Genomic DNA, 15,100 nt, shown 5'->3' with positions numbered 1-15,100 from the left:
AGGAGTCAGTGGACAACGTTCCGATCAACCTGGGCGGCTACACCCTGCGGGTGACCGAGCCGCCCACGGTGAAGACGAGGCAGTTGGACACCGGTGAGCTCGAGCCGGTGACGAACAGGGACGGCGAGCTGCAGTTCGTCGTCGCTGTGTTCGCCAAGCCCAAGGCGGTCGAAGGGAAGCGTCAGGGTAAGGGTGAAGAAATCCGCGTGAACCTCGGTGTCGACCCCGGCGATGGTTACACCGAGGGCACGGTGGTGGAGCTGATCAACCCACTGCTCAACACCTACGAGATCCCCGACCGCGACAACCCGAGGTTGATCGCCTCGTCCGGCCAGTGGTTCAAGGCCGACGGTCTCAAGCCTGTCGGCGGCGCGGTGCCGGCGTACGCGGCCTCGAGCTACGCCAGCGACACGGACTAGCGCCAGAAGCCCAGGCGCTCTCTTGGGTTGATCTTTCGCGGCGCGCGACTTCTCGATGCGCCGGTGTTGTTTGACAAATACATAGTGGGACTTTTCATGCCCAAAAGCTGCGGCGTTCACAACCGTTGTTGTGGACGCCGCAGCAACTTTTCCTATACATGACAACACTTTTATGGAGGATGCATGATTCGTGTGACAGACAACGTGATGGTCAGCGACGCTGTCGATGCGCCTGCGTATCGGCTGGATCACTGGCAGGTGCCGTGGCTGCCCAAACGCATCCTGGATCGCAAGGAAGCGATCATCGCGATGCACCTGGCCGAGATCTACAGCGGCGACCCCGCGGAGGACTCGGCCTGGTCGGCCGTCGCCCACGATTACGAGCGTGAGCTCGGGCTGCCGAGAGGGTTCCGGTCCGCGTGGCTGCGTACCCAGGGCCCCGATGTCTCGGTCGAGGTGGCGGAATGAACGGGTCGCAGGGGCAGGAGCTGGTGATCCTGCTGACCGGGAGCGCGGAAGTTCTGGCTAGCTCCGCCGATGACTACGCCGCCTGTGCCCGGAGTCTGGCGCGCCTGGATGAGCGGTTCGGTCCGCGGCTTCGCCGCCTGGCCGACGAGGCGTTCGAGATCGCGAAAGTGCTGCAAGCGATCAGTCACCAGGTCGGCGCCGCAGTACGGCGAAAAGAGAAAGGAGGCGGCCGGTGAGGTGGTCCGACGAGATCGAATATTTGCAGGTCAGTGCCCTGGGCGTAGGGCTGATGGGGTGGGCGATCGTGCGGGCGGCGCCGGAGATCAGCGAGGTGGACGACTTCGCTGGCGAAGCGGCCCGCGACGCCGGCCGGGCTGTACTTCTGCTAGCCCGCGGGCTCGCCCGGCTCGTGCCGGAGTTGACCGACGCGCTGGGCCAGTACCAATCAGATAACACAGGGAGGGGCGTGTGACGCGATGACGGAATCGATCACCGCGCTGGATGCGCTGATCACCGGGTTCTGGGAAGGCTCGAAGGACCTCGGCCGGCTCTGCACCGTGCTCGATGACATCGCCTGCGAGCTTGAACCGCTCGACGAAGCGGCCGCGGCGATGGCCGGGTCGCACGCGATCGACGCCTCGAACCTGGAGCTGCGTCTGGACCTGCTCGGGGACAAGCTGCGCGCCCAGCGGGACAGGGCGTCGTGATGCCGACACGAGAGCGCGTGCTGACGATCGTCGAGTACCTGGCCGGGCAGGTGAGTGTGGTGCGGGAGCTGGGCGTCTTCGCGCACGGCAGCGAGGAGCTTCTCCACCACGAAAGCATCGGGTTCGCGCTGCTCGGGCACGAAGCGGGCAATCAGCTGCTCGACTTCTGTGCGCACTTGGCTTTGTTCACCCGATGTCTTGAGGACATGGCGCACCGCCTACCGGAGACCTAGATGAGAGAAGGAGACACCGTTGATCCGGACAACAGACAAGTCGATGGCCAGCGACATCGGCCCGCACACCGCGCGGCGAGTCACCGGCGGCTGGGTGGTGTCGTGGCTTCCCCGCCACCTGCTGAGCACCCGTCAGGCGTGGATCGCGCTGCGGCTGGCTGAGATCTACTGCGACCGGCCCGAACCCGGGTCGGTGTGGTGGGGTGTGGCGGCCGAGTGCGAGCGAGAGCTGAGGGTCCCGCCTCGGGTGCTTCGGCAGCTGGCCGGCGGGAACCGCGCCGCGAAGGTCGGTGCGTGATGTCGATGCCGCGATCGAGGGTGGTGGACACCCTCACCGATACCCGCACGTCGCTGCTGCACCTGGAGGCAGTGGTGCATCACCTGCTGCCGCTGGTGGAGCCGATGCGGATCGGCTTCTCGAACTACCTGCTGGCGATCTGCACCCATATGTTGCTGGCCGGCCGCGACATGGCCAGCTTGATCGAACTGGTCGACGCACTCCCCGCCGACGACAGCTCAACGGGACACACCTCGTGAGCGGCCCGGTCAGCGGAGAGCAGATCGTGGAGATGATAAACAAGATGCACCTGGCCGCCAACGCCATGATCGAAGGCTGCCGCGAGCAGCTCCCCGTGATCGAGCGGGTTGACACGGACCTGCTGGTGACGGTCAAGGATCTCATCGCGGACATGCACTTTCTTCAGGTCAGCCTCGGAATCCTCACCGATTTCTATGGCCGCGGACTCGCTCGCTCCCGCCGGGAAACCTCGTGATCACCCCGGCGCAGCGCGCCAAGCTGACCGAATGCTTGTACACGACGGCGACGTTGACGGGGGCGGTCTCCCTGTTTCTGGCGCGCGCATGCGAACAGATCGCCGAGACCGACACCGGCGTCGCGGAGATGGCCGAGGCAGCGGGCCGGCAGGCGATGAACCTCACCCTGCGGTGGAGCCACGTCATCGCGGTCATCGAATCCAGCCCCCGCGGACAATGACAGGAAGGAGCCGACAATGCGCAACACCGCTCCGCAGCGGCCAGCTTGCTCTGCTCGCAGACCCAACGCACTGGAGAACGACTCTCCTTACGTCGCGGGGAGGGGTTGATGGACGCGCAGACGGAAGACCGGGTGGTGGACGCGTTGTGGGAGCGACACCGGGTGCTCATCACGCTGATCGACCGCTTCGACGATCAGATGTATGAGTTCAGGGCATTCAAGCTGCAGGTGCAGGCCGAGTCGATGATCACGGCCCTGCATCGTCTTCATGTCTCGGTGGGCCTCGTCGCTGACTTTCTTGGACGCGACCTTGCTGATCTGCGACGGAGGGCGACATGACCACCCAGTGGGAGCAAGACGAACTCGCGGCGTTCCTCAGGAAAAGTGAACAGCTGGTCGGCAACGACATCGCCATCCTGATGTTCCGGGCGTCCGGCCTCATCGGGCGAGTCAACACCGAGACTGGGCAGCTTGCCCAAGCGACCGGGAGTGAAGCGCTGAACCTGGCGATCGGGCTGGGGCAGCTCGCCGCCGCGGTCGAGGCGGCCTGCTGAGCCGCGGTCGTGGACACCGGGCCTTGCGGCGACGGGAAGAAAGGAGCTGACGATGTGCCACGACGTCGAGATCGTGCTGGCCCAGGCGGGCGAGAGCTGATGGGAAGGTCAGCGGGCGAGCTGACGGTCGCGACCCTGCACAGGATGTACTACGCGGTCGCGTTGGTGATCGAACGTCTCGGTGCGTCGCGTTATCTGTTCGAGGAGATCGATCTCGATCTGCTGGTGAGGGTGCATGACGCCACCGAGGATCTGCACAGGTTTCAGGCTTCGCTCGCCGCGATCGCGGATCTCTACCGCGGCGACACCGAAGCTGAGAGTGGGCGGACGCGGTGACCGGCGCATCGGAGCGGGCCGATCTCATCGACGCTCTCCGAAGTGCCGAGCGGCTCGTCGGCGATGTCATCGCCGGCTACCTGGCACAGTGCGAGAGCCGGATAGATCCGGTCAGCGTCGAGGGGGCACGCCTGGCGGGGCAGAACGTGGCTGTGGCGTTGGAGCTGGCGGTGCGGCTGCAGAAGATCGCGACCGCGGTCGAAGAGACCAGACCCGGCGGCTGAACAGAGAGAAGAGATAAGGAGCGAGGGGATGCAGATCGAGATCATCAACCGGCGGGCGCGCGAGAGGTACGGGCAGTTCGTGTCGGCGATGGACATGGTGCTGATCGCGCTGGAGGACTGCAAGCCGTTGATCGAGCGGGTCGACGACGGGCACAAGCCGGCGGGCTACACCGTCGCCACCCAGGGAGAGCTGCGCGGCTACTGGAACGCCACGTTCGACTCGCTGGACGACTTGCGTGACAAAGGGAAGAAGTATGAGGCCGAGTTGGTCAGTAAGGATTGGAGGCTCTAGATGGCATCCCACGAGGTTGATCGCGCGCTCGATGCGCTCGACGTCGCGCTACGGCTGTTGAAGGCTGCGATGCACGGTATCCCGGCGCGCAGGGAAGGGTTCTTGGCCAGGCACGACAAGGTCGCGAGGTCCGCGGCGCTGTTGTCGGTGTCGCTGTCGGACGCGCGAGCGTCCATCACCTGACATCACTGCACAGGGACACTGCGAGAAGTCGATCGCGCACGCGAGGTGCGGGTCGGCTTTTTTGTTGCCCGGAAAAAGAAAGACGAAGGAATGCCGATGCCTCACCGAACCTCGCGTGACCTGCTGCTCGCGACTCTCGCCGACATCCAGGCGGAAGCCGAACTGCTGGAGGGCAGGGTCCGTGACATCGCCGAACCGGTCGCGGATGTCCATTCCGGACTGTCCGTGTACACCACCTCGATCACCGTCAATTTGATGATGGTCAGCCGGAAGCTGACCGCCCTGGCGAGTCTGGTGAACGCGATCAAGAACCGGTGAACATCAAGTGAGACAACAACATTGCGATGTGAGGTGCTGTGATGATTGATGCGACGATTCTGATGAAACTGGTCGATTCCTACCGGAAGATGGGCCTGGCCCTCGGGGTCATCAGCGGCAGGTTCGACTCTCACGCCACCGTCGTGGGGACGGCCGAGGACGGCTTGGGCGCGATCGCGCGAGGTCACTCGATCGACTTGTACGCCTACGGGCGCCGGCTGGATGCGCTGGCGGACGACGTGCTCAACGTCATGCGGAAACAAGCCGCGGCCGGCAAGGCCAAGATGTGATGGCGACACGAACAGTCCTATTGGAGATCGCTGAAGACTACTTAGTGACAGCGAAGAAGATCCGCGACTACGGCGACTCCATTCAGGCGTCGGCATCGCTGGTCGCCTCGGTCAACCGCGTCCTGGCCAATCAAGCCAAAACCTATGGGCTCAATCTGATGGTCCTGTATGTCCGTCTCAACACTCTCGCCGGGTACGTGGTCGACGACCTGAACAAGATCGCCGAACCAGGTTGACCCGCCAAAAATATGTCCACAATGGACCATTGGTCTGACTGTACGCGCAGCGAAAATTCCATCCCTGTAAACGAAAGGAGGCTGATCTCATGGAAGGTGGCGCGACAAAGCGACGTACGGGCGCCGAGATTCGGGTCATGGTGTGGCTGGCTCGGCATCCGCTGTGGACACTGATGCCCGTTGGGCTGGCGTATGCGGTCGCGGTGTTCGGGCCGCTGCCTCCAGCCGTTCTGGCGGGAGCGGTGACGGTGGCCGGTCTCACCTGGTATCGCAGTCACCCGCCGTCTTTCGACCGCCTGGCCGCGCCGGTGCTGCGGTCGGCGATACGGCGATGGACGGTGTATATCGGGCCGCGGTGGTTCCTGGCGATGGCCGCGTGCGACCTGTCAAAGGAGGACAGGCGCACACGGCAAGAACGGGTTCCGAGGATCATCCGGGTCCGCAGCTATTCACCCAACATCGACAGCATCTGGGTGCGCACGCTGCCCGGGCAGAAAGCTGCATCGTTCGAACCGAAGCTCGCCGAGCTTGCCGACACGCTGCGGGTGCAGCGGGTCGCGGTCGAGCGAGTCAAGTCAGGTGTGGCCGGTCTGGTGATCGAGCGGCGAGAACCATTCGCCGACGTGATCCCACCGCCAGACATGCCCGAGGACGCCGAGGCGGTCGATCTGGACTCGGTGTACGTCGGCGAGACCGAACACGGGGTCGACTGGCGCATCCCGGTGCGGGGCAAGCACCTGTTCGTGGCGGGCGCGACCGGCGCGGGCAAGAACAGCATCCCGATGAGCCTGCTGGTCGGGCTGGCTCCGCTGATCCGCGACGGCATCGTCCGGATCTGGTGCTGCGATCCGAAGCAGCTCGAATTCTCGCAACTACAGGACATCTGTCACCGCTACGCCGACACCGAAGCGTCCTGTTCCCAGCTGATCGGCGACTACCTGGCGGACATGCAAGCAACGCAACGGCGGTTCGCGTTCCTGCGGCGACGCACGATCCGACCCTCGCGCGAGACCCCGCTCAACATCCTGATCCTCGACGAGCTGGGCGCGCTGCTCGCGTACGGTGATCCGCTGGTCGCCCGGGAGACACGCCGCAAGTTGGCTCTGGTGGCGTCGCAGGGCCGGGCGACGGGCCACTCTTTGTGGGGCTTGGTGCAGGAACCCACCAAAGACACCGTCAGCATCAGGGATTTGTTCACGCTGAGGGTGTGTCTGCGGTTGACCGCCGCCGCACACGTCGACGGCGTCCTCGGTGAAAACGCCCGACTCCGGGGCGCGCTCGCGGACGAGATCCCGGAAATCCCCGAGACCGCCGGCATCGGCTACGTCATCCAACAGCGCTCCCGCGTCCCGGTCCGCGTACGCGCTGCCTACGTCGACGACACCGACCTCGCGAAGCTGGTCGCGTTTGTCAGCGCAGGCCGCACCTGGACGCCGGCGGTCGTTGAACCCACACCCGAGCCCGAGTCGGCCGAGCACGCGGGTCTGCCGGATCAGCTGCGCCGGGTCATGAAGATGGGAGTCGTGTGATGTGGCGGATCGGCTTCATCGTCTGGCGAGTCTGGATCTACACCAAACTCACCGCGCCCGCGATCGTAGGGCTGTGGCTGGTGCACCAGGCGCAGGGTTTCTCGACCTTGTTCTGGGTCTTGGCTGTCTTCTCGCTGGGAACGGTCGTCGGTCTGCGGTTCGGGCTGCGTGACCTTGCCCGCCACGAATCACGCAGCTTCGGACGGAGGCGCTGATGCTCGACGACGTTGACGACCAAACCGACTGGATCACCAACCTCACCCGCGACTACCGGCATAGCTTCGGCGCGGGACGGCTGCCGCGTGAGAGCGATCTGGAACACCTGTCCGATCTGGTGCATGACCTCGTCGCTGCGCACGAGGTCATGGCCGACCTCTACCGCGGTCATCGCGCCGCTATCGACAAGATGCTCGAAAAGAAAGGAAAACATCATGAGCAGAGCTGACATCTACCTGGACATCATCAACAACACGGCGGACCAGTACTGGCGCACCGAAGATCGTCTCACCGAGGCCATAGACAACAAGGCGCCGGCCGAAGTTCGGCGTGGACTACACCGGGAACTCGCGGACCTGGCCGATCAACTCACGGCGATGTTCCACTCTCAGGCCACCCAGTACGCCAAGCGCGCGCAGGAGCGGCGATAGAGCCCCTGATGTCACTGCCAGGAGCGGCTACCGGCAGGTACCAGCGCCCTGTGCCGACGCCACCGAACGGTGATCGACACCATGCTCGAACAGAAAGGAGCACGACCGTGACTGGAGCCGATGTCTACCTGGTCCAAATTGTCGACACCGTCGCGCAGTATGAACGGTGCGGCAGCCGCCTCGCCGACGCTGTGCGCGACAACATGCCAGTGGAAGACCGCGCCGGATTGTATGAGGATCTCATCGAACTGGCCGACGCCCTCGCGGGTTTGTTGCACGATCACGGAGACGACTATCGTCAGCGGGCGCAGTCGTGGCGAGATGGTCTCGACCGGCTCCGCCGCTACCAGTGAACACCGCAGGTACCCGGCTCGCGGCGGTAATGCGGGTGCTGACGACGGTGATCGTCGGCGGAGTTGGCGCTGCCGCCGGGTTCACCCACACCCACGACTGGGCCAGCAGCCACGGCCAGGCCGGCTGGCTCGCGTGGGCCGACGCGGTCGTCATCGAATGCCTCGTGCTGGTCGCCGGGTTCGAGGTGCGCCGAGACCACCTCGCCGGAAAATCTAGACGGCTGTCACTGCCGATCGCGGTGATGTCCGGGGCGCTGCTGGTACAGATGACCGCTCAGGTCGCACTGGCAGAACCCACTGCGGCGGGCTGGTTGGTCGCGGCCATGCCTGCGGCAAGTTTCATCCTGATCGTCAAACTCGCCCTCCGCACCCACGGCGACGCCGCGCCCGCAGCCGAGGTGGAGAGCGCGGCCGCGACCCAGACCGCGCCGATGGCGGCCGGACGGCAACCCGCGCCAGCACCGCGTGCAGTCGCAACAGCGCAGTTGCCGGCCGCGTTGTCGCAGCGGGTCATCGAAGCGACTGAGAAAGCCCACGCGCAAGGCCGCGACGTCACCGCCGAGGACATCCGGCGCACCGCGCGGGTTCCCGGCCCGCTGGCTGATCGGATCCTGCGAGATCTTAACCAGTAGCGCGGTCCCGCTGACCACCGTCAGGTGCGCGCGGACCGTCTTGGAAATCCGCAATCCCACCTTCCTTTCTGGCTGGAGGTGTGCCCATGTTCACCTTGGAAGACCGCATCACCGCACGCTTGACCTCGCCCGGCTACGCCCGCTGGCGAGCGGAAGTCCTGTCCGTCGGTGGCTGCGCACGGCCCATCCGCCTGACCGGCTACTCCCGCATCCACGACGCTCCCAGTGGACGGCTGCTGCACGCGTTCACCGGCACCGTCCTCACCACCTGCGGCAACCGGCGCGACACCGTTTGTCCCCGGTGCTCGCGCGAATACGCCGCCGACGCGTTCCACCTCGTGCGCGCCGGCCTGGCCGGCGGAACCAAAGGCGTACCCACCACGATCACCAACCGACCTCGCGCGTTCATCACGCTGACCGCGCCAAGTTTCGGGCCAGTCCACGGACAGCCGGCCCGTCGCCGTGGCGTCAGGGTGCCCTGCCGCTGCGGGAGACACCATCACAACGGCGACCCGCAGCTGGGCACCCCGCTTAACCCGGACAGGTACGACTACAACAGCGCGGTGCTCTGGCAAGCGCATGCCGGCGTGCTGTGGAGCCGATTCGTCACCCGGCTGCGTCGAGAGCTGGCCCGGCTGGCCGGCATCCGGGTCCGGGACTTCCCTGCTGTTGCTCGGGTGTCCTACGGCAAAGTCGCCGAGTATCAGAGGCGCGCCCTCGTGCACTTCCACGCTGTTGTCCGCCTCGACGGGCCCGGCGGCCCCGCCGACTCCCCGCCGTCGTGGGCGAGCGACGACATGCTCGATGCGGCGGTCCGCGCCGCTGCCCGCGGGGTAGTTGTCCGCACAACCCACCCCGACGACACCCCGCTGCACCTCCGGTGGGGCCGACAGCTCGACATCCGGCGCGTCGGGACCGACTTCGAGGACGACCAGGGCGCGATCAGCGAAGCAAAACTCGCCGCCTACATCGCCAAGTACGCCACCAAAGGAACAGGCGCAACCAGCGGCGCAGACCGCCCCATCCGCTCCGAACGTCACCTCGACTATCTCAAGGTGCCGTCGCATCACAAGACGATGATGCGCAGTGCATGGAGGCTTGGCGGACTCGAGCAGTATCGCGACCTCAACCTTCGTAAGTGGTGTCACATGCTCGGCTTCCGCGGCCATTTCCTAACCAAAAGTCGTTACTACTCAACAACCTTCACGCAAATTCGCGGTGACCGGAAAATCTTCCGGCAACACGAACTCTTTGCCTCGCAAGGAATCGGCGAGCTGGCACCAGTAACAGTGGTCAACCACTGGTCGTTCGCCGGTGCCGGCTACCGCGACGACGCCGACACGGAACTGGCCGCAGCTATCGCTGCACGCATCGCCTCGCGAGAACCGGCTCGCTCTCGAACGGAGAGGAGTTATCCACAATGGACGAAACATACTTGACGGTAGAGGAGGCTGCCGGTTACCTCAATACCAGCACAAGATTTGTGCGAAGGCTCATCTCAGAGCGACGAATCCCCTTCTATAAAGCCGGTTCCCACGTCCGCATCGGCAAAGAAGACCTCAAAGACTTCATGGCGGCCGGGCGAGTAGAACCTGTCACGCGCGAATCCGTCCTGCGTGACCTCACCAAGTTGGAGTAGAACATGCCCAACAGCAAAGGAAAAAAGCGAAGGTTCGGCAGCATTCGCCGAACCCCGCTCGGCGAATATCAAGCAAGTTACCTTGCGCCTAATGGAAAGCGGCACTTTGCGCCGCACCGGTTCAAAAAAGAGCGTGACGCGGACCGATGGCTCAACGCCATCGAATCGCTCATCATCTCGGGTGACTGGACCGACCCTGACCGTGTCAAGGTTTCGGTCGAGGCTTACGGCGAACAGTGGATCGTGCAGCGCCCCGGCCTCCGGCCGCGCACCAAAGAAACCTACACATGGTTGCTGCGCAGGAAAATCATCCCGTTTCTCGGCGAAGTGGAACTCGGTGATCTCACGACCGCGCTGATCCGCCAGTGGCGAGTGGACCTCTTCGCCGCTGGAACGTCTGAGATCATTGCCGCGAAGGCCTACCGGCTGCTGCGCGCGATCCTCAACACCGCGGTCAACGAAGACGAGATCCTCAAACGCAACCCCTGCCGAATTCGGGGCGCAGACAAGGAGAAATCCCCTAAGCGGCCCGCGCTCACTCCTCGACAGGTACTGACGATCGCCGCCAGGGTGCCGGCGCGCTACTTCATGCTCGTCTTGCTGGCGGCGTTCTGCTCGCTGCGCTGGGGCGAGGTCACGGCACTGCGTCGGTGCACCGTGGCCGAAGACTGCAGCTGGGTCAAAGTGCAAGAGGCGTTCGTCCCGGTCGTCGGACAGGGGCTTCTCGAAGGCCCGCCGAAGTCGGGCGCTAGTTTGCGCACGGTCGCGGTGCCGAAGGCAATCCGGGCCAAGCTGCTCGCCCACCTGGCACTGTGGGTCGGTCCCGAGCCCGAGGCTCTGCTGTTCACCGGTGAACGCAGCGGCAAGGCGGTCCGCAAATCCAACTTCGACCAGCGGGTGAAGTGGACGAAGTTGATGGCTGACCTGGGCCTGGTTGGTGTTCACTTCCACGACCTGCGCCACGCGGGCAACACATGGGCAGCCAAGGCAGGCTCGTCGCTTGCGGACCTGATGGCGCGGATGGGGCACGACGACGTCCGAGCCGCAATCCGCTATCAGCACGAAACCAGCGAAGCGGATCAGGACATCGCCGACCGGATCTCGCGCCTGGTCGACGAAGACGACTGGGGTCCAGCTGATGATCTGACCGCAGAACAAACCGACTGAACATGTTGCTGGCATGTTGTTGGAGCCTCAGCTAGGCAACGGAAAAGGGCACCCCCCGAACCGGGAAACACCCCTTGTGACCTGCGGAAACTTCCTTGGAGCGGATGACGGGAATCGAACCCGCGTATTCAGCTTGGGAAGCTGATGTTCTACCATTGAACTACATCCGCAGTGCGTCGCAAGCATACACGGCGCCGTGATCCCCCTGTCCAGACCCCTCCCTCCTTGACGTGCGCGCTTCAAGTGACAACACTTGTTGTCGACCTCGGAGGTGAGTGCCATGGACGAGCCCGAACTGTTCCGCCAGGGCGGGTTCCGGCTGGCCCAACGGCTGTTCATCGAGGGCGACATCCGGGGTGACGAGCGGCAGGTCGCGCGGCTGCGGGAGTTCGCGCAGGTCGAGGACCGGCTCGCCGACGACGTCGTCGCCTGGATGGCGGGGCAGCCCACGGGCCGCGGCCGAGAGCTCTTCGAAGATGCTCTGAGGAACGGCACTGCCGCCGAAGGGCCGCTCAAGGCCTTCTTCGACCAAGTCGATGCGAAGCCGTACTGGGTCGACGACGAGCGGATCGAGCGGGGCGCCAAAGCCATCACGCGGGCCGGGCTGCTGGGGCTCTTCCCGCTCGGGGACATGTCGCTGATGGGCGGCTACCTCGCGTCCCGGGCCACGAAAGCGCTGGTCGGGACCGGTGAGATCGAGCACAAGGCCGCCCGGCGGCTCGTCGAGACCGCCGCCTGGTGGATCGACGTCACCACGCCCGGTGCGCTCAAGCACGGCGAGAAGGGCTACGCCTCCGCGCTGCGGATCCGGCTCGTGCACGCCCACGTGCGCGCCGCGATGAACCGGCGGGACGACTGGGACTACGCGGCCTGGGACCGGCCCGTCAACCAGGTGCAGACCGCCGGCACCCTCCTGCTCTTCTCGCTCGTCTACGTCTTCGGCACGCAGCTGCTCGGCCTCCGCTATTCCGCCCGCGAACGCGGCGACATCCTGCACCTCTGGCGCTACGTCGGCTGGCTCATGGGCGTCGACGACGAACTGCTGCCCACCGGTGAAGAGGACGCCTGGCGCCTCCTCTGGCTGCTCGCCGCCACCGAGTTCATCCCCGACGACGACTCGAAGCGGCTCGCCAAGGCCCTGATCGAGGCCAACGCCGCCGTCGGCGAGGGGCGCGGCGCCGTCGGGAAGGTGCTCTCCCACGTCTCCGTCGCCGTGCACTCCTCGATCAGCCGGCTCGTGCTCGGGAAGACCAACGCCGACTTCCTCGGCCTGCCGAACGACCCGGTCGCGCAGGCGGTGATCGTCGGTGTCGCGGGCGTCAACTTCGCGGCCGAGACCGTGCGGCGGTTCATTCCCGGCGCGACTCTGCTGCAGGAACGGATCGGCGAGGCCGGGCGCCGCGGGTACGTGAAGCGGCTCGAGAAGATCTTCGCGCCCGACACGACGTACGCGCAGCACATGCGGGCCGCCTGAACCCACCGGATAGGCTTCCCCGGTGCTGCTCAGTGACCGTGACCTCCGCAAAGAGCTCGACGCCGACCGGCTCGGCATCGACCCCTTCGACCCCGCCATGGTCCAGCCGTCCAGCATCGACGTCCGGCTCGACCGGTTCTTCCGGGTCTTCGACAACAGCAAGTACACCCACATCGACCCGCAGCTGCAGCAGGACGAGCTGACCTCGCTGGTCGAGAAGGAGGGCGACGAGCCCTTCGTGCTGCACCCCGGCGAGTTCGTCCTCGGCTCGACGTTCGAGCTCGTCACTCTCGCCGACGACCTCGCCGGCCGGCTCGAGGGCAAGTCGTCGCTCGGCAGGCTCGGGCTGCTCACGCACTCGACCGCCGGCTTCATCGACCCGGGCTTCTCCGGGCACATCACGCTCGAGCTGTCGAACGTCGCCAACCTGCCGATCACGCTCTGGCCGGGCATGAAGATCGGACAGCTGTGCATCTTCCGGCTGTCCAGCGCGGCCGAGTTCCCCTACGGCTCGAGCGAGGCCGGGTCCCGCTACCAGGGGCAGCGCGGCCCGACCCCGAGCCGGGCGTACAAGAACTTCCACCGCGTCGACACCTGGCGCTAGGCGGGGATCTTCTCGTCCCAGTCGATGTGGTGGTTCCACATGAAGGCGTTCGGGTCCTCGTCGAACGGCTTCGCGAACGCCCGCTTGATGAAGAAGTCGCGGACGACGCGCCCGACCGGGCCGATCACCTTCTGCTCGCCGTTGCGCTTGCCCGCCGCGACCACGGCTTCGACGCGCTCGCGCCGAAGCCCCTCGTAGGTGGCCAGTGCCTGCTCGACCTCGGGCACGTCACGCAGGCACTTCCCCAGCGTGACGGCGTCTTCGATGGCCATCGACGCGCCCTGGCCCGCCGCCGGTGACGTCGCGTGGGCCGCGTCGCCGATGAGCACCATGCGGCCGCGGTGCCAGACCGGGACCGTCGGGAAGTCGTACGTCGGCCAGGCCGGGTAGATCTCGCGGGTCGCGCGGATGACCTCGGTGGCGGGCGTCCGGTCGGGCGCCACCAGGTGCAGCAGTTCGGCTCGCAGCTTCTCGCCGGCCAGGGTCGCCAGCTCGGACGCGGTCGGCTCGGTCCGGCGCGCCGGGTTCGCGAACCACCAGACGCGGCCGTCCACCGGGCTCACGACGTGGCAGAAGAACACGCGCTTGCCGAAGACCATGTTCAGCACGCCCGGCTCGTCCGGCAGCGACAGGCCTTCGGCGAACCCGCCGGTGTTGAGCAGCGGCACGTACCGCGGCGCCGGCGCGTCCGGGTCGAGGATCGTGCGGACGCGCGAACGCAGGCCGTCGGCGCCGACCAGCAGGTCGCCGGTCTCGTGGGAGCCGTCCGAAAACTCCGCTCTGACCTGCGAAGCCGTCTGGCTCGCGCCGATCAGGCGTTTGCCGTACCCGGCGCGGATTCCGCGCCGCGTCGCCTCGTCGCGCAGGGCGACGTAGAGATCCGAGCGCAGGACGGTCTGGCTGACGGTCCCGTCCGGCAGCGTCCCGCCGAGGGGGAACTCGGCCAGTTTCGTGCCGTTGCCGAGCCCGATCGCCATGCGCGGCGAGTCGAAGCCCACGCCCTTGACGACGTCCTTCAGGCCCAGCGGCAGCAGCGCGTCCAGGCCGTTCACGGTCAGGGTGAGGAACGCGCCGACGCCCTCGGCTCCCCGGTCGTAGGCCTCGAACAGCACCGGCTCGTGGCCGGCCTCGTGCAGCGCGATGGCTGTGATCGTGCCCGCGATGCCGCCCCCGATGATCAGCGCTTTGGTCATCTCGTTCGTCCCCTCGAATCTCTTAGAAACTAATTCGTTCTGTCGAACTAAAGAGTGGGCTAAGCTGGTCCCCGTGTCAAGCGAGCGCGCACAACTGGTCGAAGACGTCCTGTTCAGGTCCCGGGAGCTGTCGACCGAGACGGTCATGTTCCACACCGCGATCGCCGCGACGCGCGGGCTGTCGGCGGTCGACACCAAGGTCCTGGACTACCTCGCGCGCTTCGGGCCGCAGACGCCGAAGGACCTGGTGCGGCTGTCCGGGCTGGCGCCCGCCTCGGTGACGGCGATGATCGACCGGCTCGAGCGCAAGGGCATCGTCAACCGGGAGCCGCACCCCGACGACCGGCGCCGCGTCCTCATCGCGCTGGACCGGAAGGCCATCGAAAGCGGCGTGCACCTGTGGGACCACCTGGTCAAGGGCATGCACGAGCTGTGCGACCGCTACACCGACGACGAACTGCGCACGGTGATCGGGTTCGTCGAAGCGGCCACGGCCCTCACCCACGAGTCGACGGCCAAGCTGACCGGCGCCACGGACGGGTGAGATTCGGGGCGCCGAGCCCGTTCCCGTGCCAGGCTCCCAAGGTCGTCTCGGCCCCGGAGGTGGC

32 protein-coding genes and 1 tRNA gene are annotated in these 15,100 nt (G+C 65.9%); 31 read left to right on the top strand and 2 right to left on the bottom strand.

Annotated elements, in window-relative coordinates:
* The first annotated feature begins 50 nt into the window (after window positions 1–50).
* The 28 genes from ACWEN0_RS08070 to ACWEN0_RS07935 all read left to right on the top strand — a co-directional run bounded on the left by ACWEN0_RS08070 (window position 51) and on the right by ACWEN0_RS07935 (window position 11,221).
* Complete coding sequence (locus ACWEN0_RS08070; RefSeq protein WP_451970144.1) at window positions 51–419, top strand: hypothetical protein; 369 nt, start codon at window positions 51–53, stop codon at window positions 417–419.
* 183 nt (window positions 420–602) lie between these two features.
* Entirely contained in the window at window positions 603–887 is a 285-nt protein-coding gene (locus ACWEN0_RS08065; RefSeq protein ID WP_451970142.1) for a hypothetical protein, read from the top strand.
* A complete protein-coding gene (locus ACWEN0_RS08060; protein ID WP_451970139.1) occupies window positions 884–1,123 on the top strand; it encodes a hypothetical protein in 240 nt (79 codons plus the stop codon). The genes ACWEN0_RS08065 and ACWEN0_RS08060 overlap by 4 nt, the downstream gene beginning before the upstream one ends.
* Entirely contained in the window at window positions 1,120–1,359 is a 240-nt protein-coding gene (locus tag ACWEN0_RS08055; protein WP_451970137.1) for a hypothetical protein, read from the top strand. Before ACWEN0_RS08060 ends, ACWEN0_RS08055 begins: the two co-directional genes overlap by 4 nt.
* 4 nt (window positions 1,360–1,363) lie before the next feature.
* On the top strand, window positions 1,364–1,594 hold the full coding sequence (locus tag ACWEN0_RS08050) for a hypothetical protein (RefSeq protein ID WP_451970134.1): 231 nt from the start codon (window positions 1,364–1,366) through the stop codon (window positions 1,592–1,594).
* Window positions 1,594–1,827 carry a hypothetical protein gene (locus ACWEN0_RS08045; RefSeq protein WP_451970132.1) on the top strand — a complete coding sequence of 78 codons (234 nt, stop codon included), beginning with the start codon at window positions 1,594–1,596 and terminating at the stop codon, window positions 1,825–1,827. Before ACWEN0_RS08050 ends, ACWEN0_RS08045 begins: the two co-directional genes overlap by 1 nt.
* 19 nt (window positions 1,828–1,846) lie before the next feature.
* The gene (locus tag ACWEN0_RS08040) at window positions 1,847–2,125 is read left to right on the top strand and encodes a hypothetical protein (protein WP_451970129.1); all 279 of its coding nucleotides are present in this window, start codon (window positions 1,847–1,849) and stop codon (window positions 2,123–2,125) included.
* A gap of 23 nt (window positions 2,126–2,148) precedes the next feature.
* A complete protein-coding gene (locus ACWEN0_RS08035) occupies window positions 2,149–2,364 on the top strand; it encodes a hypothetical protein (RefSeq protein WP_451970126.1) in 216 nt (71 codons plus the stop codon).
* On the top strand, window positions 2,361–2,600 hold the full coding sequence (locus tag ACWEN0_RS08030; protein WP_451970123.1) for a hypothetical protein: 240 nt from the start codon (window positions 2,361–2,363) through the stop codon (window positions 2,598–2,600). Before ACWEN0_RS08035 ends, ACWEN0_RS08030 begins: the two co-directional genes overlap by 4 nt.
* Window positions 2,597–2,821: a hypothetical protein gene (locus tag ACWEN0_RS08025; protein WP_451970120.1), complete on the top strand. Its 225-nt coding sequence runs from the start codon at window positions 2,597–2,599 to the stop codon at window positions 2,819–2,821. The genes ACWEN0_RS08030 and ACWEN0_RS08025 overlap by 4 nt, the downstream gene beginning before the upstream one ends.
* Window positions 2,822–2,929: 108 nt before the next feature.
* Complete coding sequence (locus ACWEN0_RS08020) at window positions 2,930–3,160, top strand: hypothetical protein (protein ID WP_451970117.1); 231 nt, start codon at window positions 2,930–2,932, stop codon at window positions 3,158–3,160.
* Window positions 3,157–3,375 (top strand): hypothetical protein, encoded by a 219-nt coding sequence (locus tag ACWEN0_RS08015; RefSeq protein ID WP_451970114.1) that lies wholly within the window; start codon window positions 3,157–3,159, stop codon window positions 3,373–3,375. Before ACWEN0_RS08020 ends, ACWEN0_RS08015 begins: the two co-directional genes overlap by 4 nt.
* A 144-nt stretch (window positions 3,376–3,519) precedes the next feature.
* Window positions 3,520–3,711 carry a hypothetical protein gene (locus ACWEN0_RS08010; RefSeq protein ID WP_451970111.1) on the top strand — a complete coding sequence of 64 codons (192 nt, stop codon included), beginning with the start codon at window positions 3,520–3,522 and terminating at the stop codon, window positions 3,709–3,711.
* Window positions 3,708–3,935, top strand: a complete 228-nt coding sequence (locus ACWEN0_RS08005; protein WP_451970108.1) for a hypothetical protein — start codon at window positions 3,708–3,710, stop codon at window positions 3,933–3,935. The genes ACWEN0_RS08010 and ACWEN0_RS08005 overlap by 4 nt, the downstream gene beginning before the upstream one ends.
* A 28-nt stretch (window positions 3,936–3,963) precedes the next feature.
* A complete protein-coding gene (locus ACWEN0_RS08000) occupies window positions 3,964–4,227 on the top strand; it encodes a hypothetical protein (RefSeq protein ID WP_451970104.1) in 264 nt (87 codons plus the stop codon).
* Window positions 4,228–4,410: a hypothetical protein gene (locus tag ACWEN0_RS07995; RefSeq protein WP_451970101.1), complete on the top strand. Its 183-nt coding sequence runs from the start codon at window positions 4,228–4,230 to the stop codon at window positions 4,408–4,410.
* Between the two features lie 96 nt (window positions 4,411–4,506).
* On the top strand, window positions 4,507–4,728 hold the full coding sequence (locus ACWEN0_RS07990; protein WP_451970099.1) for a hypothetical protein: 222 nt from the start codon (window positions 4,507–4,509) through the stop codon (window positions 4,726–4,728).
* 41 nt (window positions 4,729–4,769) lie between these two features.
* Window positions 4,770–5,018, top strand: coding sequence for a hypothetical protein (locus ACWEN0_RS07985; protein WP_451970095.1), 249 nt, complete (start codon window positions 4,770–4,772; stop codon window positions 5,016–5,018).
* Between the two features lie 44 nt (window positions 5,019–5,062).
* The gene (locus ACWEN0_RS07980; RefSeq protein ID WP_451970093.1) at window positions 5,063–5,254 is read left to right on the top strand and encodes a hypothetical protein; all 192 of its coding nucleotides are present in this window, start codon (window positions 5,063–5,065) and stop codon (window positions 5,252–5,254) included.
* Between the two features lie 137 nt (window positions 5,255–5,391).
* A complete protein-coding gene (locus tag ACWEN0_RS07975; protein ID WP_451970090.1) occupies window positions 5,392–6,783 on the top strand; it encodes an FtsK/SpoIIIE domain-containing protein in 1,392 nt (463 codons plus the stop codon).
* Complete coding sequence (locus tag ACWEN0_RS07970; protein WP_451970087.1) at window positions 6,783–6,998, top strand: hypothetical protein; 216 nt, start codon at window positions 6,783–6,785, stop codon at window positions 6,996–6,998. The genes ACWEN0_RS07975 and ACWEN0_RS07970 overlap by 1 nt, the downstream gene beginning before the upstream one ends.
* The gene (locus tag ACWEN0_RS07965) at window positions 6,998–7,228 is read left to right on the top strand and encodes a hypothetical protein (RefSeq protein WP_451970084.1); all 231 of its coding nucleotides are present in this window, start codon (window positions 6,998–7,000) and stop codon (window positions 7,226–7,228) included. The genes ACWEN0_RS07970 and ACWEN0_RS07965 overlap by 1 nt, the downstream gene beginning before the upstream one ends.
* Window positions 7,215–7,430, top strand: coding sequence for a hypothetical protein (locus tag ACWEN0_RS07960; protein WP_451970081.1), 216 nt, complete (start codon window positions 7,215–7,217; stop codon window positions 7,428–7,430). Before ACWEN0_RS07965 ends, ACWEN0_RS07960 begins: the two co-directional genes overlap by 14 nt.
* A 107-nt stretch (window positions 7,431–7,537) precedes the next feature.
* Window positions 7,538–7,783 (top strand): hypothetical protein, encoded by a 246-nt coding sequence (locus tag ACWEN0_RS07955; RefSeq protein ID WP_451970078.1) that lies wholly within the window; start codon window positions 7,538–7,540, stop codon window positions 7,781–7,783.
* A gap of 29 nt (window positions 7,784–7,812) precedes the next feature.
* Entirely contained in the window at window positions 7,813–8,415 is a 603-nt protein-coding gene (locus ACWEN0_RS07950) for a DUF2637 domain-containing protein (RefSeq protein WP_451970076.1), read from the top strand.
* An 86-nt stretch (window positions 8,416–8,501) separates the two neighbouring features.
* Complete coding sequence (locus ACWEN0_RS07945; protein ID WP_451970074.1) at window positions 8,502–9,854, top strand: replication initiator; 1,353 nt, start codon at window positions 8,502–8,504, stop codon at window positions 9,852–9,854.
* Window positions 9,836–10,054 (top strand): helix-turn-helix domain-containing protein, encoded by a 219-nt coding sequence (locus ACWEN0_RS07940; protein ID WP_451970071.1) that lies wholly within the window; start codon window positions 9,836–9,838, stop codon window positions 10,052–10,054. The genes ACWEN0_RS07945 and ACWEN0_RS07940 overlap by 19 nt, the downstream gene beginning before the upstream one ends.
* Before the next feature lie 3 nt (window positions 10,055–10,057).
* Entirely contained in the window at window positions 10,058–11,221 is a 1,164-nt protein-coding gene (locus ACWEN0_RS07935) for a site-specific integrase (RefSeq protein ID WP_451970068.1), read from the top strand.
* 96 nt (window positions 11,222–11,317) lie between these two features.
* On the opposite strand, the gene ACWEN0_RS07930 is transcribed toward ACWEN0_RS07935, so the two are convergent.
* Window positions 11,318–11,391, bottom strand: a tRNA-Gly gene (locus ACWEN0_RS07930).
* A 110-nt stretch (window positions 11,392–11,501) separates the two neighbouring features.
* Here ACWEN0_RS07930 and ACWEN0_RS07925 point away from each other — a divergent pair.
* Both ACWEN0_RS07925 and dcd read left to right on the top strand, forming a co-directional pair.
* Window positions 11,502–12,695 (top strand): oxygenase MpaB family protein, encoded by a 1,194-nt coding sequence (locus tag ACWEN0_RS07925; protein WP_451970065.1) that lies wholly within the window; start codon window positions 11,502–11,504, stop codon window positions 12,693–12,695.
* Between the two features lie 22 nt (window positions 12,696–12,717).
* A complete protein-coding gene (dcd, locus tag ACWEN0_RS07920; RefSeq protein WP_451970062.1) occupies window positions 12,718–13,299 on the top strand; it encodes a dCTP deaminase in 582 nt (193 codons plus the stop codon).
* Here dcd and ACWEN0_RS07915 read toward each other — a convergent pair.
* Window positions 13,296–14,492 (bottom strand): FAD-dependent oxidoreductase, encoded by a 1,197-nt coding sequence (locus ACWEN0_RS07915; RefSeq protein ID WP_451970059.1) that lies wholly within the window; start codon window positions 14,490–14,492, stop codon window positions 13,296–13,298. The two genes, dcd and ACWEN0_RS07915, sit on opposite strands and share 4 nt — an antisense overlap.
* Before the next feature lie 73 nt (window positions 14,493–14,565).
* On the opposite strand from ACWEN0_RS07915, the gene ACWEN0_RS07910 reads away from it, so the two are divergent.
* Entirely contained in the window at window positions 14,566–15,036 is a 471-nt protein-coding gene (locus ACWEN0_RS07910; RefSeq protein WP_451970057.1) for a MarR family transcriptional regulator, read from the top strand.
* Window positions 15,037–15,100: the final 64 nt, after the last annotated feature.

Source organism: Amycolatopsis sp. NPDC004378 (genome assembly GCF_053602455.1).
The sequence above is the reverse complement of the archived record's forward strand: the minus strand, read 5'-3'. Positions and strand labels throughout refer to the sequence as shown.